19 protein-coding genes and 1 riboswitch are annotated in these 18029 nt (G+C 49.3%); of the genes, 17 read left to right on the top strand and 2 right to left on the bottom strand.

Annotated features, from left to right (window positions below; all coding sequences use genetic code 11):
* The first annotated feature begins 38 nt into the window (after positions 1-38).
* The 3 genes from ACFO5U_RS09700 (at position 39) to ACFO5U_RS09690 (ending at position 1988) form a co-directional block, all read left to right on the top strand.
* A complete protein-coding gene (locus ACFO5U_RS09700; RefSeq protein WP_377278755.1) occupies positions 39-302 on the top strand; it encodes a YwdI family protein in 264 nt (87 codons plus the stop codon).
* Positions 303-322: 20 nt separating this feature from the next.
* On the top strand, positions 323-700 hold the full coding sequence (locus tag ACFO5U_RS09695) for a DUF423 domain-containing protein (protein WP_377278754.1): 378 nt from the start codon (positions 323-325) through the stop codon (positions 698-700).
* A gap of 187 nt (positions 701-887) precedes the next feature.
* Positions 888-1988, top strand: coding sequence for an acyltransferase (locus tag ACFO5U_RS09690; RefSeq protein ID WP_377278753.1), 1101 nt, complete (start codon positions 888-890; stop codon positions 1986-1988).
* 109 nt (positions 1989-2097) lie between these two features.
* Here the strand turns inward: ACFO5U_RS09690 and hemQ are convergent, their stop codons facing one another.
* Positions 2098-2847 (bottom strand): hydrogen peroxide-dependent heme synthase, encoded by a 750-nt coding sequence (gene hemQ / locus ACFO5U_RS09685; protein ID WP_377278752.1) that lies wholly within the window; start codon positions 2845-2847, stop codon positions 2098-2100.
* 173 nt (positions 2848-3020) lie between these two features.
* Between hemQ and lipL the strand changes: the two genes are divergently transcribed.
* Genes lipL through ACFO5U_RS09670 form a run of 3 tightly spaced genes read left to right on the top strand, consistent with a single transcriptional unit; the run spans position 3021 to position 5703 of the window.
* Entirely contained in the window at positions 3021-3842 is an 822-nt protein-coding gene (gene lipL, locus ACFO5U_RS09680; protein ID WP_377278751.1) for an octanoyl-[GcvH]:protein N-octanoyltransferase, read from the top strand.
* A 49-nt stretch (positions 3843-3891) separates the two neighbouring features.
* Positions 3892-5196: an HD domain-containing protein gene (locus ACFO5U_RS09675; protein WP_377278750.1), complete on the top strand. Its 1305-nt coding sequence runs from the start codon at positions 3892-3894 to the stop codon at positions 5194-5196.
* Complete coding sequence (locus tag ACFO5U_RS09670) at positions 5197-5703, top strand: YwgA family protein (RefSeq protein ID WP_377278749.1); 507 nt, start codon at positions 5197-5199, stop codon at positions 5701-5703. It abuts the gene before it with no gap.
* 647 nt (positions 5704-6350) lie between these two features.
* Here the strand turns inward: ACFO5U_RS09670 and ACFO5U_RS09665 are convergent.
* Entirely contained in the window at positions 6351-6536 is a 186-nt protein-coding gene (locus ACFO5U_RS09665) for a 2-hydroxymuconate tautomerase (protein ID WP_274843321.1), read from the bottom strand.
* A 64-nt stretch (positions 6537-6600) separates the two neighbouring features.
* Here ACFO5U_RS09665 and ACFO5U_RS09660 point away from each other — a divergent pair, with 64 nt between their 5' ends.
* From ACFO5U_RS09660 to ACFO5U_RS09610, 11 genes are all read left to right on the top strand, one after another.
* Entirely contained in the window at positions 6601-7116 is a 516-nt protein-coding gene (locus ACFO5U_RS09660; RefSeq protein ID WP_377278748.1) for a YwhD family protein, read from the top strand.
* 404 nt (positions 7117-7520) lie between these two features.
* Complete coding sequence (speE, locus tag ACFO5U_RS09655; protein ID WP_377278747.1) at positions 7521-8354, top strand: spermidine synthase; 834 nt, start codon at positions 7521-7523, stop codon at positions 8352-8354.
* 1 nt (position 8355) lies between these two features.
* Positions 8356-9228 carry an agmatinase gene (gene speB, locus ACFO5U_RS09650; protein ID WP_377278746.1) on the top strand — a complete coding sequence of 291 codons (873 nt, stop codon included), beginning with the start codon at positions 8356-8358 and terminating at the stop codon, positions 9226-9228.
* Positions 9229-9424: 196 nt separating this feature from the next.
* On the top strand, positions 9425-9835 hold the full coding sequence (locus ACFO5U_RS09645; protein WP_377278745.1) for a YwiB family protein: 411 nt from the start codon (positions 9425-9427) through the stop codon (positions 9833-9835).
* On the top strand, positions 9832-11493 hold the full coding sequence (gene argS, locus ACFO5U_RS09640) for an arginine--tRNA ligase (protein WP_377278744.1): 1662 nt from the start codon (positions 9832-9834) through the stop codon (positions 11491-11493). Before ACFO5U_RS09645 ends, argS begins: the two co-directional genes overlap by 4 nt.
* Positions 11494-11537: 44 nt before the next feature.
* Positions 11538-11722, top strand: a riboswitch (cobalamin riboswitch).
* A gap of 346 nt (positions 11723-12068) precedes the next feature.
* Complete coding sequence (locus tag ACFO5U_RS09635) at positions 12069-13046, top strand: ABC transporter substrate-binding protein (RefSeq protein ID WP_377278743.1); 978 nt, start codon at positions 12069-12071, stop codon at positions 13044-13046.
* Entirely contained in the window at positions 13039-14031 is a 993-nt protein-coding gene (locus tag ACFO5U_RS09630) for a FecCD family ABC transporter permease (RefSeq protein WP_377278742.1), read from the top strand. Before ACFO5U_RS09635 ends, ACFO5U_RS09630 begins: the two co-directional genes overlap by 8 nt.
* Positions 14032-15492, top strand: coding sequence for an adenosylcobinamide amidohydrolase (locus ACFO5U_RS09625; RefSeq protein WP_377278741.1), 1461 nt, complete (start codon positions 14032-14034; stop codon positions 15490-15492).
* Complete coding sequence (gene cbiB / locus ACFO5U_RS09620; protein WP_377278740.1) at positions 15489-16442, top strand: adenosylcobinamide-phosphate synthase CbiB; 954 nt, start codon at positions 15489-15491, stop codon at positions 16440-16442. Before ACFO5U_RS09625 ends, cbiB begins: the two co-directional genes overlap by 4 nt.
* The gene (gene cobD, locus ACFO5U_RS09615; protein ID WP_377278739.1) at positions 16429-17499 is read left to right on the top strand and encodes a threonine-phosphate decarboxylase CobD; all 1071 of its coding nucleotides are present in this window, start codon (positions 16429-16431) and stop codon (positions 17497-17499) included. Before cbiB ends, cobD begins: the two co-directional genes overlap by 14 nt.
* Positions 17484-18029, top strand: coding sequence for a bifunctional adenosylcobinamide kinase/adenosylcobinamide-phosphate guanylyltransferase (locus ACFO5U_RS09610; protein WP_377278738.1), 546 nt, complete (start codon positions 17484-17486; stop codon positions 18027-18029). Before cobD ends, ACFO5U_RS09610 begins: the two co-directional genes overlap by 16 nt.

The raw sequence follows: 18029 nt of genomic DNA, 5'->3' as shown, positions 1-18029 counted from the left end.
AAATGGACTGTGATAATAGGTGAGAGGGGGCCACAAACATGGGCATCGAAGCGACACGCATTCTAGACGAAATCGATAAGCACACGGCCCGCGCGCGCGAAGGTGAACCTGAAAAAATCCGGGAATCCCTAGCCGCAATACGCGCGTTATGCGATTTGCTGCTTGAAGAGGGCACGCAAGCGCCGAAAAAACCGCGCGACATGCCGCTCCAAGTTGAGCCGGTGAACCGGCCGCAAACAGTTCCTTCGGCGACAAGGTTAAAAGAAGAAGACGCAAACGGCGATTCGCTATTTGAATTTTAAAAGGAATGAGGACGACACAAATGAAGTTTTTCTTGATAGCGGGAGCGCTTAACGGACTGCTGTCCGTCGCACTCGGTGCCTTTGGGGCGCATATGCTCGAAGACCGCGTAGCGGATAAATACTTGGAAACATGGCAAACTGCCGTGCAATACCAAATGTTCCATTCGATCGGTTTGATCGCCGTCGCCATTTTGATGAGCTCGGCATTGCTCGGTCCACTCGGTTCGCTCAGCTGGGCTGGTTATTTGATGCTCGCGGGAATCGTGATTTTCTCCGGAAGCTTGTATGTCCTGAGCCTAACGGGCGTCAGCATTCTCGGGGCGATTACACCGATCGGCGGCGTCGCCTTTATTGCAGGGTGGATCATGATTATTGTCGCTGCGATGAAAGCATTATAAGAACGCAAAAGAAAGTTGCTTGCAGTGCGCTGCGGGCAACTTTTTTATTTGCCGAAAGCGCGTGCCGATTATCCTTAAAATGGATGCAACATATCATTTTGGTTAAGTTTTTGTGAATTTGTTGTCTGTCGATAGACGGCGGACTTACAATGGATGAGGCTAATTTATTGGATGAGGATGAAAATGAATGAACAAGCAAGCTCAGATTTTTGATATACACGTATTAAGAGCCATCGGTTGTTTGATGGTAGTGCTCGTCCATGTGTCTGCGCTGTATTATGTGCAACGTGGAAACTGGGAAGACGTTATCTTGTTTATTAATCAAGCAAGCCGTTTCGGGACGCCCATTTTTGCGATTGTCAGCGGCCTGTTATTGTTTATGCAGGTGAAAAAAAGAGGGTTTTTATTTAAGCAATTCTTCCAATCACGCTTAAATAAAATCGTCATTCCCTTTTTATTCTGGACAGCGTTTTACTTGGTTTATCTTTGGATGGTTTTCGGAGCGAACCCTTTTGATGGCGGGATGAGACGATTTATCTTGGAAGTGGCATTTGGGGAAACTTACTCCCATCTATATTTCATTTCCATCGTGCTGCAATTTTATTTGATTGTCCCATTACTGCAATTCGTCAAAAGTAAAGGCGCTTGGGTAGGCTTGCTCGCTTTGTCCGCTGTCATCCACATTTATGCGATGCGATATATGGACCCCGCGCAATTTGATGGCTTGCTCGCGACAATAGTGGAGCAGCGTGCATTTTTGCCGAAATGGATATTCTTTTTCATATTCGGCGGTTTTCTTGCCTATCATTGGGATGCGGCTAAAGCATGGGCATATAAAATGAGGATTGGATTATCCATCGGCGTCCTGCTGATTTTGTACTTTGCTGCAGTAGAATACGAGTGGGGACGTTACATAGGTTCGAACCGCGTAACAAATATCATCAATCTTCCGATTCTCGTGCTGTTCATTATGGCGGTTTCCGAGAAAATCGCGCGCAATCCGTTTCTGTACTCCGTCACATCCCGGCTTGGTGCGATGTCGATGGGGATCTATTTGATACACCCGTTTGTCCTCAATATGCTGCAGCGCAATTTGCCTGCGGAAGTGTGGACTTTGTCGCTATTTCCGTTCTGGTTTGCGGTGGTGATGGGCATTACGATCGGTATTATTTTATTGATCCAGAAACTGCCGTTTGGCCGACTCGTCTTGACGGTTCCAGCGGTCTCGAGGAAAGCATCCAATGCAGGCGGCAATCATGAAAGCTTGAATAGAAGTACCGTTTCCTGAATTTCTAGCTTTTTACCGCGAAAGCGCAATGGACTTAAGCTGTTGCTTTTTGTACACAAGAGAAAAAGGCCGAATTCCTGTTGAAGGAATTCGGCCTTTACTTATGAACTTACACTTCGAGGAATTTCGTCGTTTTTTCATTGTCGAGAATAGTACCGACATAAAACGAACCGAATTCGCCATAGCGTGCGGATACTTCATCAAAACGCATTTCGTAGACAAGCTTTTTGAACTGGAGAACGTCATCTGCAAACAAAGTAACGCCCCATTCGTAGTCGTCGAAGCCGACAGAACCGGAAATGATCTGTTTCACTTTGCCGGCATAGCTGCGGCCGATTTTGCCGTGAGACAGCATCAAGTCTTTGCGCTGCTGCATCGGCAGCATGTACCAGTTGTCGTCGCCTTCGCGGCGTTTGTCCATCGGGTAGAAACAGATGTACTGGGAACGCTGAAGCTCCGGGTACAAGCGCGAACGGACATGTGGGTTTTGGTAAGGATCTTCGTTGCTTTCGCCTGACAGGTAGTTCGACAATTCGACGACAGAGACGTACGAATAGGTTGGAACCGTGTAAGCGATCAAGGTCAATTTATTGTATTCAGTTTCGAGCTCGCGCAACTCGTCCATCGTTTCGCGCAAAAGCATAAGCATGAGGTCGGCTTTTTGCCCGATAATGGAATACAAAGCATGAGCTCCGGTTTTATTTTCATCGGCTTGATTGACTTTGTCCATGAATGCATTGAATTCGTCGATTGCGAACTTACGCTCTTCAACGTCCAACATTTTCCATGCGACCCAGTCCATCGAACGGAAATCGTGGAGCACGTACCAGCCGTCTAATGTGATTGCTGCTTCATTCATCAGTAGAACACTCCTTTTATATAAATCTCTCCCCATCAGTTTATCATAAGCGGCGATTAAGTTCCTATCCGAATGCGGCCTGTCACCAATTAGACAAGACCGCAACGGCTTTTCACTGTGCTTGGAAACAGGTAAACTAAAGAGAGCAATGAGCAAAAGAGGAGAATGACTGCATGTCTATATTTATGGAAGATAAACAATGGCGTTTTTGGGACCAATCATCGAGCGCACGCAATCGCTCAGCACTCGAGTCGTTTGCAGCGGACGATACATTGTGTGAACTGGTCGGTTCGCAAAAAAGTGCGCCGACCGTCAGAACGTGGGTCCACGATGACACGATTGTCCTCGGGATCCAAGACCACCGCTTGCCGCATATCGGTAAAGCAATGGACGTATTGAAAGACCATGACTACCAGGCCATCGTCCGCAATTCCGGCGGACTCGCTGTCGTGCTCGATTCCGGCGTGCTGAACATCTCGGTAGTGTTGTCGGAAACACAAGGGGCTATCGATATCCCGCAAGGCTACGAGATAATGCTCGAACTCGTCGAAGCCCTGTTCCCGGAAGCCAAGATCGACGCCTATGAAATTGTCGGCTCGTATTGCCCAGGTTCTTATGATTTGAGCATCGGCGGCAAAAAGTTCGCCGGCATTTCCCAGCGCCGCATCCGCCGCGGCATTGCGGTGCAAGTGTATTTATGCGTCGAAGGAAGCGGATCAGAGCGCGCAGAAATCATCCGTGAGTTTTACGAAGCCGGAAAAGGCGGCGAGGAAACGAAATTCAGCTATCCCGACATCCAGCCCGAAGTAATGGCATCGCTTAGCGAGTTGCTCGGACGCGACATCACAGTTCCAGAAGTGGTGCTCGATTTGCACGAACTGCTTGGCTCGCCTGCTCCGATGCCGCTTCAGGAAGAGGAAATCGAATTGTATTCGTTTTATTTGAAACGCGTGCTCGACCGCAATGAAAAAATGCTCGAACGGCCCATTGAATAGCTGTTCGATTAGTGTAGAATTACCACTACCGATTTGAGGAGGAATACCCGTGAGCTACGCGACACAAAAGTTAGTTGAAGAGAAAGTGTTCAAAGATCCTGTTCACCGGTATATCCATGTGCGCGACCAGGTGATTTGGGATCTCATCAATGCGAAAGAATTCCAGCGCTTGCGCCGCATCAAGCAACTCGGCACGTCTTACCTTGTGTTTCACGGAGCGGAGCATAGCCGATTCAGCCATTCACTCGGGGTCTATGAGATCGTCCGGCGCATCTCGGACGATGTGTTCCACGGGCGTCCGGAATGGGATGAAAGCGAGCGCTTGACGGTGTTATGCGCAGCGCTTCTCCACGATCTTGGGCACGGGCCGTTTTCCCATTCGTTCGAAAAAGTATTCAATGTCGACCACGAAGAATTCACTCGGGCGATTTTGACCGGCGATACGGAAGTCAATGAAATCTTGAAAAAAGTGTCTCCTGAGTTCCCGGCACACGTCGCCGAAGTGATCGCCAAAACTTATGCCAACAAGCAAGTGATCTCGCTCATCTCCAGCCAGATCGATGCGGACCGCATGGATTATTTACAGCGGGACGCTTATTATACAGGCGTTTCTTATGGCCATTTCGATATGGAGCGCATATTGCGCGTCATGCGTCCGCTCGCCGATCAAGTCGTCATTAAATCAAGCGGCATGCACGCGGTGGAAGATTACATCATGAGCCGTTATCAAATGTATTGGCAGGTGTATTTCCATCCTGTCGCCAGAAGTGCGGAAGTCATTTTGCGCAAAATTCTGCAGCGCGCCAAAGAGCTGAGTGAGAGTGGATATAAATTCAAGCAACCGCCGACTCATTTCCTCGCCTTTTTCGACCGCAGCTTCACGCTCGCCGATTATTTAGCGCTCGATGAAGGGGTCTTGATGACGTATTTCCAATTGTGGATGGACGAGCGCGATCCGATTCTTGCGGATTTATGCGACCGCTTCGTCAATCGCCGTTTGTTCCAGTATGTCGATTTTGATCCAGGGAAAGACTATAAAAAGCTTGGTGAACTGGCCAGCTTGTTTAAAAAAGCGGGCATTGATCCGGAGTATTATTTGATCGACGATTCGACGTCCGATTTGCCTTATGATTTCTACCGTCCAGGCGAAGAGGAAGAACGTTTGCCGATCCAATTATTGATGCCAAACGGCGATGTCAAGGAATTGTCGCGGCTGTCACAAGTGGTCGATGCCATTTCGGGCAAGCGCCGCACCGATTATAAGTTGTATTTTCCAGCGGAGCTGCTCATCGATGGCCAGAAAAAAGCCATCAAACAGCAGATCCTGGACATGCTCAGAGAAGGAGGGGTTTAGTTGCTTCAAGAACATGCAAGAATCGTTGATTTTATCGCGACGGCCGAAGGGGTGACCGGACGCAAGAAACTGCAGAAAATGATTTATATCATGAAAAAGCTGAACGTGCCGTTTGCGGAGAAATACGCGTTCCATATATACGGACCTTATTCGGAAGAACTGACGGCACGCATCGAAGAGTTGTGCGACATGGGATTTTTATCCGAAGCGCTTGAAGATAAAGGGTCTTATGTGCAATACAAATACACGGTGACGAGTGAAGGTATCGAGTTCCGCAATGCCATCGGGGCTTCCTTTTTAAAGCATCCGCAAGCTGCGGCTTTGCTCAATGCTAAAAGCGGCCGCTTCCTGGAACTCACCGCTACACTGCTTTATTTCGATCATTTGGATCGCGAAGCACAAATTGCTAAGCTTCACAGCGTGAAAGGCAAGCTGAATTTCACCGAAGCCGAAATCGAAGAAGCTTTCCTTTTCCTTGGTGAACTTGAACATTTAAAGCATGCGTGAAAATGACTTATCTTAACTTCAATCTTAATGTGAAGTAGCATGCGCTAATGAATCGCTTCTTTAGACAGGTGTTGGAGTGAGTTAGAATGAGCGTGCGGAGCTGTTTCTGCGTTTGGTGGGGTATCGCCGTGGAATTCGCCGCCCTGCTTAGGATGGCCTCTTGCCGAGAGACGGAAACCCGCCGTCTCAAGGCATCGGCTCACCCATGGCGCTGGGCGGCTAAGAGAATTCTTTCGGTGTGGACTGTTTACATCGCTATACTTTTGGATGAGTTTCCGGCTAGCGAGGGAATCTCTTCCTTGGAAGTGATATGTGAAATTTATGAGAGTGCTACTTTGTAATAAATAGATGGAGGCATATATTTCCTTGGCTTTCTTTTTCTTATTAATATTATTGTCGTGAACAAAGTTATTTGCCACTGTAAACCTAGAGACAGAGCGGAAGGTGGTGACGCCTAAGGGATCAGCGGGTTTGAGAGACCCCGCAGGAGCGCACGGTTTCTGCGCGACGAGGAGGCTCGATTCCCGCCCCTAGGCAAGCATCCACCTGAAGCGCAGTCTCAAACGCTTCACATTTCCTATCGAAAGCTTGCAGTAAACACATATACTTCCAAACAAAATAAAAAACTCCCCGAGGGGAGTTTTTGTTTACTCGTCGTTGAGCAGTTTGCCGTTGACAGCGTATTCGCTTTTCTTCAAGTCTTCAAGAAAGACGAACACTTTTTCCGGCGGTGCGTCGATTGTTTCGGATACAGCGGCTGTGACCTTTTCAACTAGTGCGCGTTTTTGTTCTTCTGTGCGGCCTTCGAGCATTTTGACAGTTACATATGGCATAATGGATACAGCTCCTTTTCATTGGATGTTAGGATAATCATATCAGAATGGAGGAAATGTACAAATGTCAAATGAAGAAAAGTCTAAAAAGAAATTGGGATTCACCATTATAAAAGACGACCCGACGGATGGCCACAAAGGCTACGGCATCGGTTCCTTGTCACTTGAAAACGTTTCGCCGCTCATCATCGACGTCGAAGCACAAGACGCAGTGCTCGATATCGGAGCGATGCATGCGAGAAGCCAGGTAGAAAAAGGCATCAAATTCACGACCAACCGTGAAGACTCAGAAGGCGGAAAAAATTACTGGCTCGTCTGGATCACCATCGATTTCAACCCGGCCGGCCCTTATTATGCTGGTGTCACAGGGTGTGAAATGGTCGTCAACCGTGAAAAGCGCCGCGGCTATAAGATATTGGCAGACCATGTCAACTTGATGGACAAGTCGATGAAACGCAAAATCATCGTCGACCATATGGATGCGCCATCGAAAAAAGTGCTCGCCGATTATTTAAAAACACACAATCCTGAAATGTGGCAGCGCAGCGCGGATCAATTGCATAACGACTTGTTAAAATAAAATTTATTTCTTGAACGAAATGTGAAAGATGAAAATCAGTCCTTTCGGCAGTTGAAGTTGACCCGAAAAGAAAGTAAACTAATAGTACAGCTTGTCATGTAGAAAGCTAGGACACCTGATAGCGGGCAAGTGCTGTGAGCCATTGCGACAAACCCAAGCCCAATGCCTCATGTTACTTCCTCCGCGCCCATCAGGCAAAAAGGTTTTCTGTGCAGGGAATCGATTCCCTTTGCAGAAAGCCTTTTTGTATGCACATAAACAAACCGGAGGAGCGGAATCTTATGCATAGCCTCCTAGAAATCGGGTAAAGAACAGTGGCGGAAAAGAGTATTGCACTTTTGGTGAAAACACTTATACTTTGTAAAGTGATTTCAATATCAATTATTAAAGGAGTTTGATTATACATGGCTGGATTCTGGTATACCGAAAAACAAACTGAAAACTTCGGAATTACAATGAAAATCAATAAAACGCTTCATACAGAACAAACGGATTTCCAATATTTAGAAATGGCTGAAACTGCGGAATGGGGCAATATGCTCTTTTTAGACGGCATGGTTATGACTTCTGAAAAAGATGAGTTCGTCTACCACGAAATGGTCGCACACGTACCATTGTTCACGCACCCGAACCCAGAGAATGTGCTCGTTGTCGGCGGCGGCGACGGCGGTGTCATCCGTGAAATCCTGAAGCACCCTTCTGTCCAAAAAGCGACGCTTGTCGACATTGACGGAAAAGTCATCGAGTATTCGAAGAAATTCTTGCCATCGATTGCATCCGGCTTAGAAGATGCTCGCGTCGAAGTGATTGTCGGAGACGGCTTTATGCACATTGCGGAGTCTGAAAACGAATACGATGTCATCATGGTCGATTCCACTGAACCGGTAGGGCCGGCAGTGAACTTGTTCTCGAAAGGCTTTTACGCAGGGATTGCAAAAGCGTTAAAAGAAGACGGCATTTTTGTGGCACAATCCGATAACCCTTGGTTCACGCCGGATCTGATCAAGCAAGTCCAAAGCGACGTCAAAGAGATCTTCCCGATCACGAAGCTCTACCTTGCGAACATCCCGACTTACCCGAGCGGTTTGTGGTCGTTCACGATCGGTTCGAAAAAGTACAACCCGCTGGAAGTTCCGGCTGAACGTTTCCATGATATCGAAACAAAATATTACACGCCGGAATTGCACAATGCGGCATTCGTTTTGCCGAAATTCGTGAAAGATTTGACGGGTGAATAAGATGCGTTTTGACGAAACTTATTCAGGAAAAGTATTCATCAAAAGCCATCCGAATTACGAAGAATCCAAAGCGGTTCTATACGGCATGCCGATGGATTGGACTGTCAGCTATCGACCGGGATCGCGTTTCGGCCCGAACAAAATCCGCGAAGTATCGATCGGGCTGGAAGAATACAGCCCGTATTTAGACCGTGAACTCGAAGACGTCAAGTTCTTCGATGCAGGCGATATCCCGTTGCCGTTCGGCAATCCGGAAAAATCCCTGATGGAAATCGAGACATATGTGCATACGCTTTTGGCCGACGGAAAAATTCCGATGGGCATGGGCGGCGAGCATTTGGTGTCATTACCGGTCATGAAGGCGGTCGCGAGTAAATACGATGACCTCGCGATTATTCATTTTGATGCACATACCGATCTTCGCGAAAACTACGAAGGCGAAGAATATTCCCATTCCACGCCGATCCGTAAAATCGCCGACCATATCGGCCCGAAGAATGTTTATTCGTTCGGCATCCGTTCGGGCATGAAAGAAGAATTCGAATGGGCGAAAGAACAAGGCATGCATTTGTATAAATTCGAAGTGCTCGAACCGTTGAAACAAGTGCTGCCGACACTCGAAGGACGCCCGGTTTATATCACCATCGATATGGACGTGCTTGACCCGGCGCATGCGCCAGGCACAGGCACAGTCGACGCAGGCGGCATCACGTCGCGCGAATTGCTCGCATCGATCCATGCCATTGCAGCATCCGGCGTCAACGTCGTTGGCTTCGACCTCGTCGAACTCGCGCCCGTTTACGATCATTCCGATCAAACCGCCAACACAGCAAGCAAACTCATCCGCGAAATGATCCTTGGCTGGATAAAATAATGTGAAGAGCTGCCCGAAGCGCTTGATGGCGTTTTACGGCAGCTTTTTTCATTGACTGCAAGAAATCGATGGCTTTGTGCCATTGGAAGCCGCCGCATGAGAAAACCATATACATTCACCGACATAAGATTGAAAAAGCGCCAGCAGTCGGGCTATAATGAGAAGGTTATGAACAAACGGAAAGGCGGATGCAGAAATGAAAAAATCGGTGAAAATCAAATTGACAACGACCATCCGCCAGCCGGGTTCGGATGAGCAAGTGATGGAGCTTCGTGCAGAGGGCGTTTTGACAGAGAAAGGCGGCCGGCGCTATTTGCAATACGAGGAGCGACAAGATGAGCTCGATATCCGGACTACGGTCAAACTCGGTGAACAAGATGCCGTCGTCATGAGGAGCGGCGGCTTGCAGATGCGCTTACCGTTCTTGCTCGACAAAGAACAAACCGGCAATCTGCGGAACGGGGAAGGCTCCTTCATGTTAACGACAAAAGCGCATGAATTGGTCGTCACGGAAAGCCGCTTCCGTGTGCGTTATGATTTGGCGCTTGGAAATGATTATGTGGGCGAATACGAAATGGAAATACAGTTTATGGAGGGAACCAAATGAACGCAGTAGAACAAGTGCAGCATTCGATTAAACAAGCGATCGCCGATGCGGTCCATAAAGCAGGATTGACGGAGGAACCAGTCAATGTCCAATTGGAATCACCGAAAGACAAAGCAAACGGCGACTATGCGACAAATGTCGCCATGCAATTAACGCGCCTTGCGAAAAAGCCGCCTCGCGCCATTGCAGAAGCTATTGTTGAAAACCTCGACACACAATCTGCAAACATCGAAAAAGTCGACATTGCAGGTCCTGGCTTTATCAATATCGTCATCAAAAAAGATTATTTGAACGATGTCGCTAGAACTGTACTCGGACAAGGACCGGAATACGGCCGTTCGAACGCCGGCAAAGGTGAGCGCATCCAGGTTGAGTTCGTCTCCGCAAACCCGACTGGCGATCTTCACTTAGGGCACGCCCGCGGTTCTTCTGTTGGCGACTCGATGTGCAACATTTTGGATTTAGCAGGTTATAAGGTATCCCGTGAATATTACATCAATGATGCAGGCAACCAAATCAATAATTTGGCGCTGTCGATTGAAGGACGCTATTTCGAAGCACTCGGAAAAGGCGAAAGCATGCCTGAAGACGGCTATCGCGGCCAGGACATAATCGATATCGCGGCAGACCTTGTCAAAGATCACGGCGATAAATTCCTCTATATGACGGAAGAAGAACGCTATAAAGCATTCCGTGAACACGGCTTGAAAGTGGAATTGGCGAAATTGCAGAAAGACTTGGCGGATTTCCGCGTCCATTTCGACGTATGGTATTCGGAAACGTCCCTTTACGAAAATGGCAAAATCGATGCAGCTTTGAAAAAACTGCGCGACAACGGCCACATTTACGAAGAAGACGGTGCAACTTGGTTCCGTTCGACAACTTTCGGCGACGACAAAGACCGTGTACTCATCAAAAACGATGGCACCTATACGTATTTGACGCCAGATATTGCTTATCACGACGATAAAATCCAACGCGGTTTCGATAAGCTTATCAATATTTGGGGCGCCGATCACCACGGCTACATCCCGCGCATGAAAGCGGCGATCGAAGCGCTCGGCTATGACCGTGACACGCTTGAAGTAAGCATCATCCAAATGGTGCAATTGTACAAAGACGGCGAAAAAATGAAGATGAGCAAACGTACCGGCAAAGCGGTAACGATGCGTGAATTGGTCGATTTAGTCGGCTTGGATGCGGTCCGTTATTTCTTCGCGATGCGTTCTGGCGATTCGCATATGGACTTTGATTTGGATTTGGCCGTATCCCAGTCCAACGAAAACCCAGTTTATTATTCCCAGTACGCACACGCGCGCATCTGTTCGATCTTGCGCCAAGCCGCGGAACAGAACTTCACCGCTTCGACCGAGCATTTGGAACTTCTGACAGATGAGAAGGAAATCGAAGTATTGAAGAAAATCGGCGATTTCCCGCAAGTAATCGCAGACGCAGCCAAACTTCGTGCGCCTCACCGCGTCACGACTTATATACATGAACTGGCGTCCAACTTCCACAGCTTCTATAATGCCAACAAAGTATTGGATGCATCGAACGAAGACTTAACGCGTGCCCGCCTGGCGCTTATCGAAGCGGTCAAGACGACGCTCGCCAATGCATTGAAAACGGTTGGGGTCCAAGCTCCGGAAAAAATGTAGAAGACAAGCAAGACTTTCGGTGTATAATGAAGTCAATACAGCAACTGAATAGCAATCATGAAGGTGCTTATGTCTAAGAACATGAGTTAAAAGGGAAGCCGGTGCAATTCCGGCGCGGTCCCGCCACTGTATGTGAGAGCGAACTGCAATTGGCCACTGGGAAATTCCCGGGAAGGCGCAGCGAGCTATGATCACGAGCCAGGAGACCTGCCTTCATGAGAAACGAACCGCAAGCTTGCGAGGACAAGCCGGACGCGCCTTTTTTGCGAAACCGTCCTATCCGTCCCCCGCAGTATCACTGCGGGGGACTTTTTGTATCGAAAAGCGTAAGCGGCCGTTCTGGCTCGACAGGCGTAAGACGAATGGCCGAAGCGGCGCTTTATGCCGCACAGGGCAGTCGGCTTACGACTCGAGAGACAGGCCGCTGGAACTAGAAACCAAGAAATGTGCAAGCGGCCAGGTGGAGGCTAAGCTAAATGCGCGACGTCCTGTCGCAACGCTTAGCTGACCCACATCCCACGAAACCCGAGCGAGCGCTTGGTAGGGAAAGCATGAATATACTAGGAGGAAAAAACATGAACAACATATGGAAATTCGGCACAGCTGCTGGAATGGCGGCACTAGTATTGACTGGATGCGGCGACACGGCGACTCCAGTAGAAGAGCAAGATGTAGAAACACCGGCAGAGCCGCCTTCGGAAGTCGCAGAAGCGGAATTTCCAGTGACTTTAGTCGATGCATTGGGCGATGAAGTCGTCATTGAAGAACAGCCGGAATCCTTTGTTTCGATGATTCCTTCCAATACAGAAATCGCTTATGAACTGGGACTCGGCGAAAAACTGGTCGGAGTATCGGATTTCGATAATTATCCAGAAGAAGTGGCAGATATTGAAAAAATCGGTGGACAGGAATTCAATGTAGAGCAAATCATCAGCCTGCAGCCGGATGTCGTCTTGGCTCATGAATCCGGACTCGGCATGGGTACAGAAGGGCTTCAGCAATTGCGTGATGCCGGCCTGAACGTTTTTGTCGTGGACAACGCTGAAACATTTGAAGAAGTATACGAAACGATTACGGTGATCGGCCAGGCATCAGGTGCAGTAGAAGAGGCGGATGCTTTGGTGGAAGAAATGGAAATGCAAGTAGCTGAAATTCAGGAAATGGCAGCGGCCGTCGAAGAAACAAAGTCTGTCTTTGTGGAAATTGGCAGTGAGCCGGAACTTTACACAGCCGGCGAAGGCACGTTCATTCATGAAATGTTGACGATGATCCAAGCGGAGAATGTAGCTGGAGACGAGCAAGGCTGGATCAGCATGGACCCGGAAGCTGTCGTCTCGGCAAATCCTGATGTCATCATCACAACTGAAGGCGCGTATGTCGAAAATGCTATCGAGCAAATCAAAACACGCAGCGGCTATGCGGAAGTGACAGCTGTCCAGGAAGATGCAGTTTATGAGTTGGATGGCGATACGGCGACGCGTCCAGGACCGCGCTTGACGGAAGGCTTGATGACATTGGCACAAGTGATTTACCCGGAGACTTTCGGTGAGTAAGACAGCACTCGCGTACCTGGTCTCGCTGTTTTTGCTTGGCGGAGCTGTGGTGCTCGGCGTAACGGTCGGAACGGTACCGATATCACCTAGAGTAATTTGGGATCCATCATCAGATACGGCGGCAGCGAATATTTTATGGAATATCCGCATGCCGCGCGTAGTCTTGGCGGGATTGGTCGGTGCGGCACTGGCGATTGCGGGAGCAGCTTTTCAAGGCTTGTTGAAAAATCCGCTCGCTGACCCTTACACTTTGGGAGTGTCTTCCGGTGCCGCAGTGGGCGCCGTGATGACGCTCTTTTTCGGTATTTCAATCCCGTTTCTCGGCATGTTTACCTTGCCGGTCATCAGCATGATCGGCGCGTTGATTACGATGCTTGCGGTTATGGGATTTGCACGCCTTGTCGATCGCTCGATGAAAATGGAGACTGTCATTTTGACAGGAATCATTTTCAGTTCGTTTCTAGGGTCGATTATGTCCTTGATGATTGCTTTGACTGGCGAAGAGCTGCGCCAGATTATTGGCTGGCTGCTCGGTAGCGTATCGATGCGCGGCTGGCCATATGTTCAAATGGCGCTGCCGTTTATCCTGGGGGGCTCTTTCGTATTATGGCTGTACCGCAGAGAGTTGAACGCCATGCTGTTCGGCGAAGAGCGTGCGCAGCATCTTGGCGTCGACGTCAAGCGGAGCAAGATGGCGATTTTAATCGGTGGATCGGTGCTTACCGGTTCGGCTGTTGCCGTATCCGGGACAATCGGGTTTGTCGGATTGGTCGTGCCGCATATGACACGCCTCCTATGGGGTTCTGACCATCGCCATTTATTGCCGTTGTCGTTCATTAACGGTGCGGCGCTATTGATTGTATGTGACTTGGTGGCACGCATGATCATTTCACCGACTGAATTGCCAATTGGTGTCATCACCGCGTTTATCGGCGCGCCGGTATTCGCATTTATCTTTTTCCGCCAGCGCAGAGGAGGGCTGTAAATGTTGCAGATTGAAAATATTTCAGGCGGCTACGGCGATAAGAAAATCGTCGATTCCTTGTCTTTTCAAGTTGAAAAAGGCCGCATGCTCGGCATACTGGGACCAAACGGCAGCGGCAAGTCGACGTTGATGAAACTGATCAGCGGCGTCTTGCCGCCGACAGATGGGGAAGTGCGTATTGACGGCAGAGCACTCGCCGATTTTCCGGCAAAAGAATTGGCACGGAAAATGGCGGTGCTGCCGCAGCTTCACGCCCATGCTTTTTCCCACACGGTACGGGAGACCATTTCACTCGGCCGCTATCCGCATCAAAGCGGCTGGTTTTCTTCCTGGTCTGAAGAAGATGAAGCAGCGGTTCAAGAAGCGATGGAACTCATGAACGTCAGCCAATACGAGACGAGCTTGATCGAGCAAATGTCCGGAGGTGAGCAGCAGCGTGTTTTTGTGGCACAAGCCTTGGCGCAAAATGCTTCGATTCTGTTGCTCGATGAACCGACCAACCACCTCGACATCAATCACCAAAAAGAATTATTGGACACCATCAAAAAACAAGCGATTGAAAAAGAATTGACAGTCATCTCCATTTTTCATGACATTAATTTGGCTGCCATGTATTGCGACGAACTGCTGCTGATGGATGGGGGGCGCATCGTCCGCATCGGTGAACCGCATGAAGTCGTCCGGACTCATGATGTTGAGTCTGTTTACAAAACGCGTGTCAGCAACCATCCCCATCCTGAATTGCCGAAGCCGCAAATCACCTTATTGCCCGGTGTGCGCCGGCAATCGATCGGAAAAACGATACGTGCGAGCGATTTTCTCGTGACCCCGGAATTTGTCGTCTATCAAAGCGAGCAGCCGCTGAAAACCGTATCGTCGGCAGTCGTCAACGCAGGATCCGGCTGGTTCCGCAACTTTCTTAACCGTCGTGTCGATGCCGCTTATAACATCGACAATAGCTATGAAGAGATGGTCGACTATATTGAAGACAGCGGCTTAAAGGCAACCGATACCGTGGCGATGATGACCGCTGTCCGCACGGAACATGCGATTGTCCGTGAATACGAGGCTGACTTCGGCACCATTGTCGTATCGGTCACGGCGGGCGTCGGCAACGGCGTCGATGTGTCGCAAGCTGTGGCGCGTGAACAGCGTGTCGGCACGATCAATACATGGATCATGGTCAATGGCATTTTGTCGGACGAAGCGTTCATCCAAGCGATGATCACAGCAACAGAAGCGAAAACGAAAGCCTTGCAGCACGAAGAAGTCGTCGATCCGTTGACCGGCACCATTGCTACGGGAACGTCGACGGATAGCTGTTTGGTCGCCGCGACACAGCAAGGCGAGGCGCTACCGTATGCTGGGCCGATCACAGAAGTCGGCAAACTGATCGGGGCTGGTGTTTTCCAATGCACGGTAGAAGCGATCCAACTTTATCGTGAGGCTAAAAAAGCATGATCTATCATGTTTTGGCGATCGGACTCGGAATGCTGCTCGACCGCTTGATCGGTGATCCTCCCACTTGGCCGCATCCGGTTCGCTGGATCGGTTCATTGATCAACTGGCTGAAGTCGCGCTTGAACACGCCAAGGCATGCGTTTCGCAATGGCTTTATCATGCTGGCAATCGTTTTAGGTATGGTCGTCTCGCTGACTGCAATGCTTGTGTGGAGTGCATATGCCGTCAGTCCAGTAATCGGCATCGTGGTGGAGGCGATATTGATTGCTGTCGGTTTGTCGCAAAAAAGCCTGCAGCAAGCCGCTGAAGATGTATATGAACCGCTTGTCCGAAAAGATTTCACGAATGCACGTGAAAAACTCTCCTGGATTGTCGGAAGAGACACGCAAGGACTTGGCGAAAGTGAGATTACGCGAGGCGTCGTCGAAACCGTATCGGAAAACACGAGCGACGGCGTTACCGCACCGATGTTTTGGGCGTTGCTGTTCGGTGCTCCCGGATTATGGCTGTACAAGGCAGTGAATACTTGCGATTCCATGGTCGGCTATCAGAACGCAGAATTTCAGGCATTCGGATTTGCCTCTGCAAAATCCGACGACCTCTTAAATTATGTCCCAAGCCGCATCACCGGATTTTTTATTGTGGTGTTCACTAAGAATGACAGTGGCATGGCCTTGAAAAAACGTTTGTCGATCTGGCTTCGTGACGCACCAAAGCACCCAAGCCCGAACAGTGGCTGGCTTGAAGCGGCTACAGCGGTACAACTCGGTGTACAACTTGGGGGCATCAACTCATACAGCGGCGTCCGGTCGATTCGCGCAAAAATGGGCGAACCACACGTTGAACTGGGGGCGCAGCATATTATGCGTGCAGTTCAGCAAATGCATATTGCCGCTGCCTGTTTTTTTGTTTTCATTGCGATAGGGGGAATTTTGTTTGAACTTGCCTGAACATGGAGCTAACCCGCATCGTTTGTATAAACAAGCGGGACAAAATAGGCCGGCTGATATCATCGATTTTAGTGAAAATATCCATCCTTTCGGGCCCCCTGTTTTTGTAAAACAGCAATGGCCGGAGTTTTTGGGCTTGCTGACAGCATATCCGGATCCGGAAGCAGAACCGTTCCGATCGGCAGCGGCCCAATATCACGGTGTCGACAAAGCACAACTCGCGGCAGGAAACGGCGCAGCGGAAATCTTTACATGGCTTGCCAGACGCTACCGGAACAAGCGCGTACTGTTGGTGGAACCAGGATTTTCGGAATACCGCAGCACCTTGTCAGCTGAGGGTGCCCAAATAATGGAAATTGATTTACGGGAAAATGAATGGAAATTAAATAGAGAACAAGTGAAGAGTAAAATAGAGGGTTGTGCTGCCTTTTATGTGTGCAATCCCCATAATCCGACGGGCCGATTAATAGGAATTGATGAACTGGCGGACATTGCAGAGTTGTGCAGAGGGGTTTGCGAATTGGTCGTCGATGAAGCGTTTATCGACTTTGTCGGTGAACAGGCCTCTTTTGTAGCATGGATGAAAAACTATCCGCACGTCATTGTCGTCCGTTCGATGACCAAAATGTATGCGCTTGCCGGGTTGCGTCTTGGTTATGTGATCGCCGACCCGGCGGTTATCCTGCAGCTGACTGAAGGTGCGGCTCATTGGAACGTCAACAGTCTAGCCGCTGCAGCCGGAGCCCGCTGCTTTTCCGAAGCCATTTACCGCACACAAGTTATCGAAGGGGCTAGTAATGAGCGCGAAAAAATGGAAGATTTTTTAACGGAAACAGGTTGTGTATTCATTCCGTCCGCAGCGAATTTCCTATGTTTCCAACTGCCGGATCCATCCGATTCCGACCAATTTTTCAGCGCGATGCTCGCAAAGGGAATTGTCTTGCGCCATACGTATTCCTTTAAAGGAATGGACGGAAAATGGTTTCGCATTGGGATGAAAAGTGCAGCGGCCATGGAGAAGCTGCGAAAGGAGATGCGCGAGTGGATGGCAAATTGATTTTTATTTCAGGAGGCGTCCGAAGCGGAAAAAGCGCTTATGCTGAATCATTGGCGAGAAAAGCGCTGGGCGAACGTAAATTGTATATCGCAAGTGGTGTCGCCCGTGATCCGGAAATGGCCGAACGCATCGCGCGTCACCGGGAAGACCGGGCGAGTGATGGTTGGTGGACACTTGAACAGTCCCACCAGTTTTCTGCTGTGCTTCCGCTCATCCAAGCGAATGATGTGGTGCTATGGGATTGTGTGACGACTTGGCTCGCAAATGAATTATACGGAAATTTCGGGCAAGAGCAATTATGCGCGGACCAGCCGGGATGCATGGATCAAAGATGGCAGGAATTGCAGGCAGCCATCGGTGCAATCCAAAGAAAAGCTGCGTGTTTCATCATCGTCTCCAATGAAGTATTGGATGAGCCGCTCGTTGCCCCCGGGTATCAGCAGTGGCTCGGGAATATCCACCAATGGCTCACACACCATGCCGATACAGCGATTGAAATGGAAAATGGCATCGCAATTCAAAGAAAGTGA

Origin of the sequence: Planococcus dechangensis, from assembly GCF_042654465.1 — a bacterium.
Classification (GTDB): domain Bacteria; phylum Bacillota; class Bacilli; order Bacillales_A; family Planococcaceae; genus Planococcus; species Planococcus dechangensis.
Note: the sequence above shows the minus strand (reverse complement) of the source record. Positions and strands in the feature narration are given on the sequence as shown.

Bases quoted from the DNA above. Each gene is read 5' to 3' on its own strand.
- ACFO5U_RS09700 (WP_377278755.1), top strand. From the start codon at position 39: ATGGGCATCGAAGCGACACGCATTCTAGACGAAATCGATAAGCACACG.
- ACFO5U_RS09695 (WP_377278754.1), top strand. From the start codon at position 323: ATGAAGTTTTTCTTGATAGCGGGAGCGCTTAACGGACTGCTGTCCGTC.
- ACFO5U_RS09690 (WP_377278753.1), top strand. From the start codon at position 888: ATGAACAAGCAAGCTCAGATTTTTGATATACACGTATTAAGAGCCATC.
- hemQ (WP_377278752.1), bottom strand. From the start codon at position 2,847: ATGAATGAAGCAGCAATCACATTAGACGGCTGGTACGTGCTCCACGAT.
- lipL (WP_377278751.1), top strand. From the start codon at position 3,021: ATGTCTATATTTATGGAAGATAAACAATGGCGTTTTTGGGACCAATCA.
- ACFO5U_RS09665 (WP_274843321.1), bottom strand. From the start codon at position 6,536: ATGCCATATGTAACTGTCAAAATGCTCGAAGGCCGCACAGAAGAACAA.
- ACFO5U_RS09660 (WP_377278748.1), top strand. From the start codon at position 6,601: ATGTCAAATGAAGAAAAGTCTAAAAAGAAATTGGGATTCACCATTATA.
- speE (WP_377278747.1), top strand. From the start codon at position 7,521: ATGGCTGGATTCTGGTATACCGAAAAACAAACTGAAAACTTCGGAATT.
- speB (WP_377278746.1), top strand. From the start codon at position 8,356: ATGCGTTTTGACGAAACTTATTCAGGAAAAGTATTCATCAAAAGCCAT.
- ACFO5U_RS09645 (WP_377278745.1), top strand. From the start codon at position 9,425: ATGAAAAAATCGGTGAAAATCAAATTGACAACGACCATCCGCCAGCCG.
- argS (WP_377278744.1), top strand. From the start codon at position 9,832: ATGAACGCAGTAGAACAAGTGCAGCATTCGATTAAACAAGCGATCGCC.
- ACFO5U_RS09635 (WP_377278743.1), top strand. From the start codon at position 12,069: ATGAACAACATATGGAAATTCGGCACAGCTGCTGGAATGGCGGCACTA.
- ACFO5U_RS09625 (WP_377278741.1), top strand. From the start codon at position 14,032: ATGTTGCAGATTGAAAATATTTCAGGCGGCTACGGCGATAAGAAAATC.
- cbiB (WP_377278740.1), top strand. From the start codon at position 15,489: ATGATCTATCATGTTTTGGCGATCGGACTCGGAATGCTGCTCGACCGC.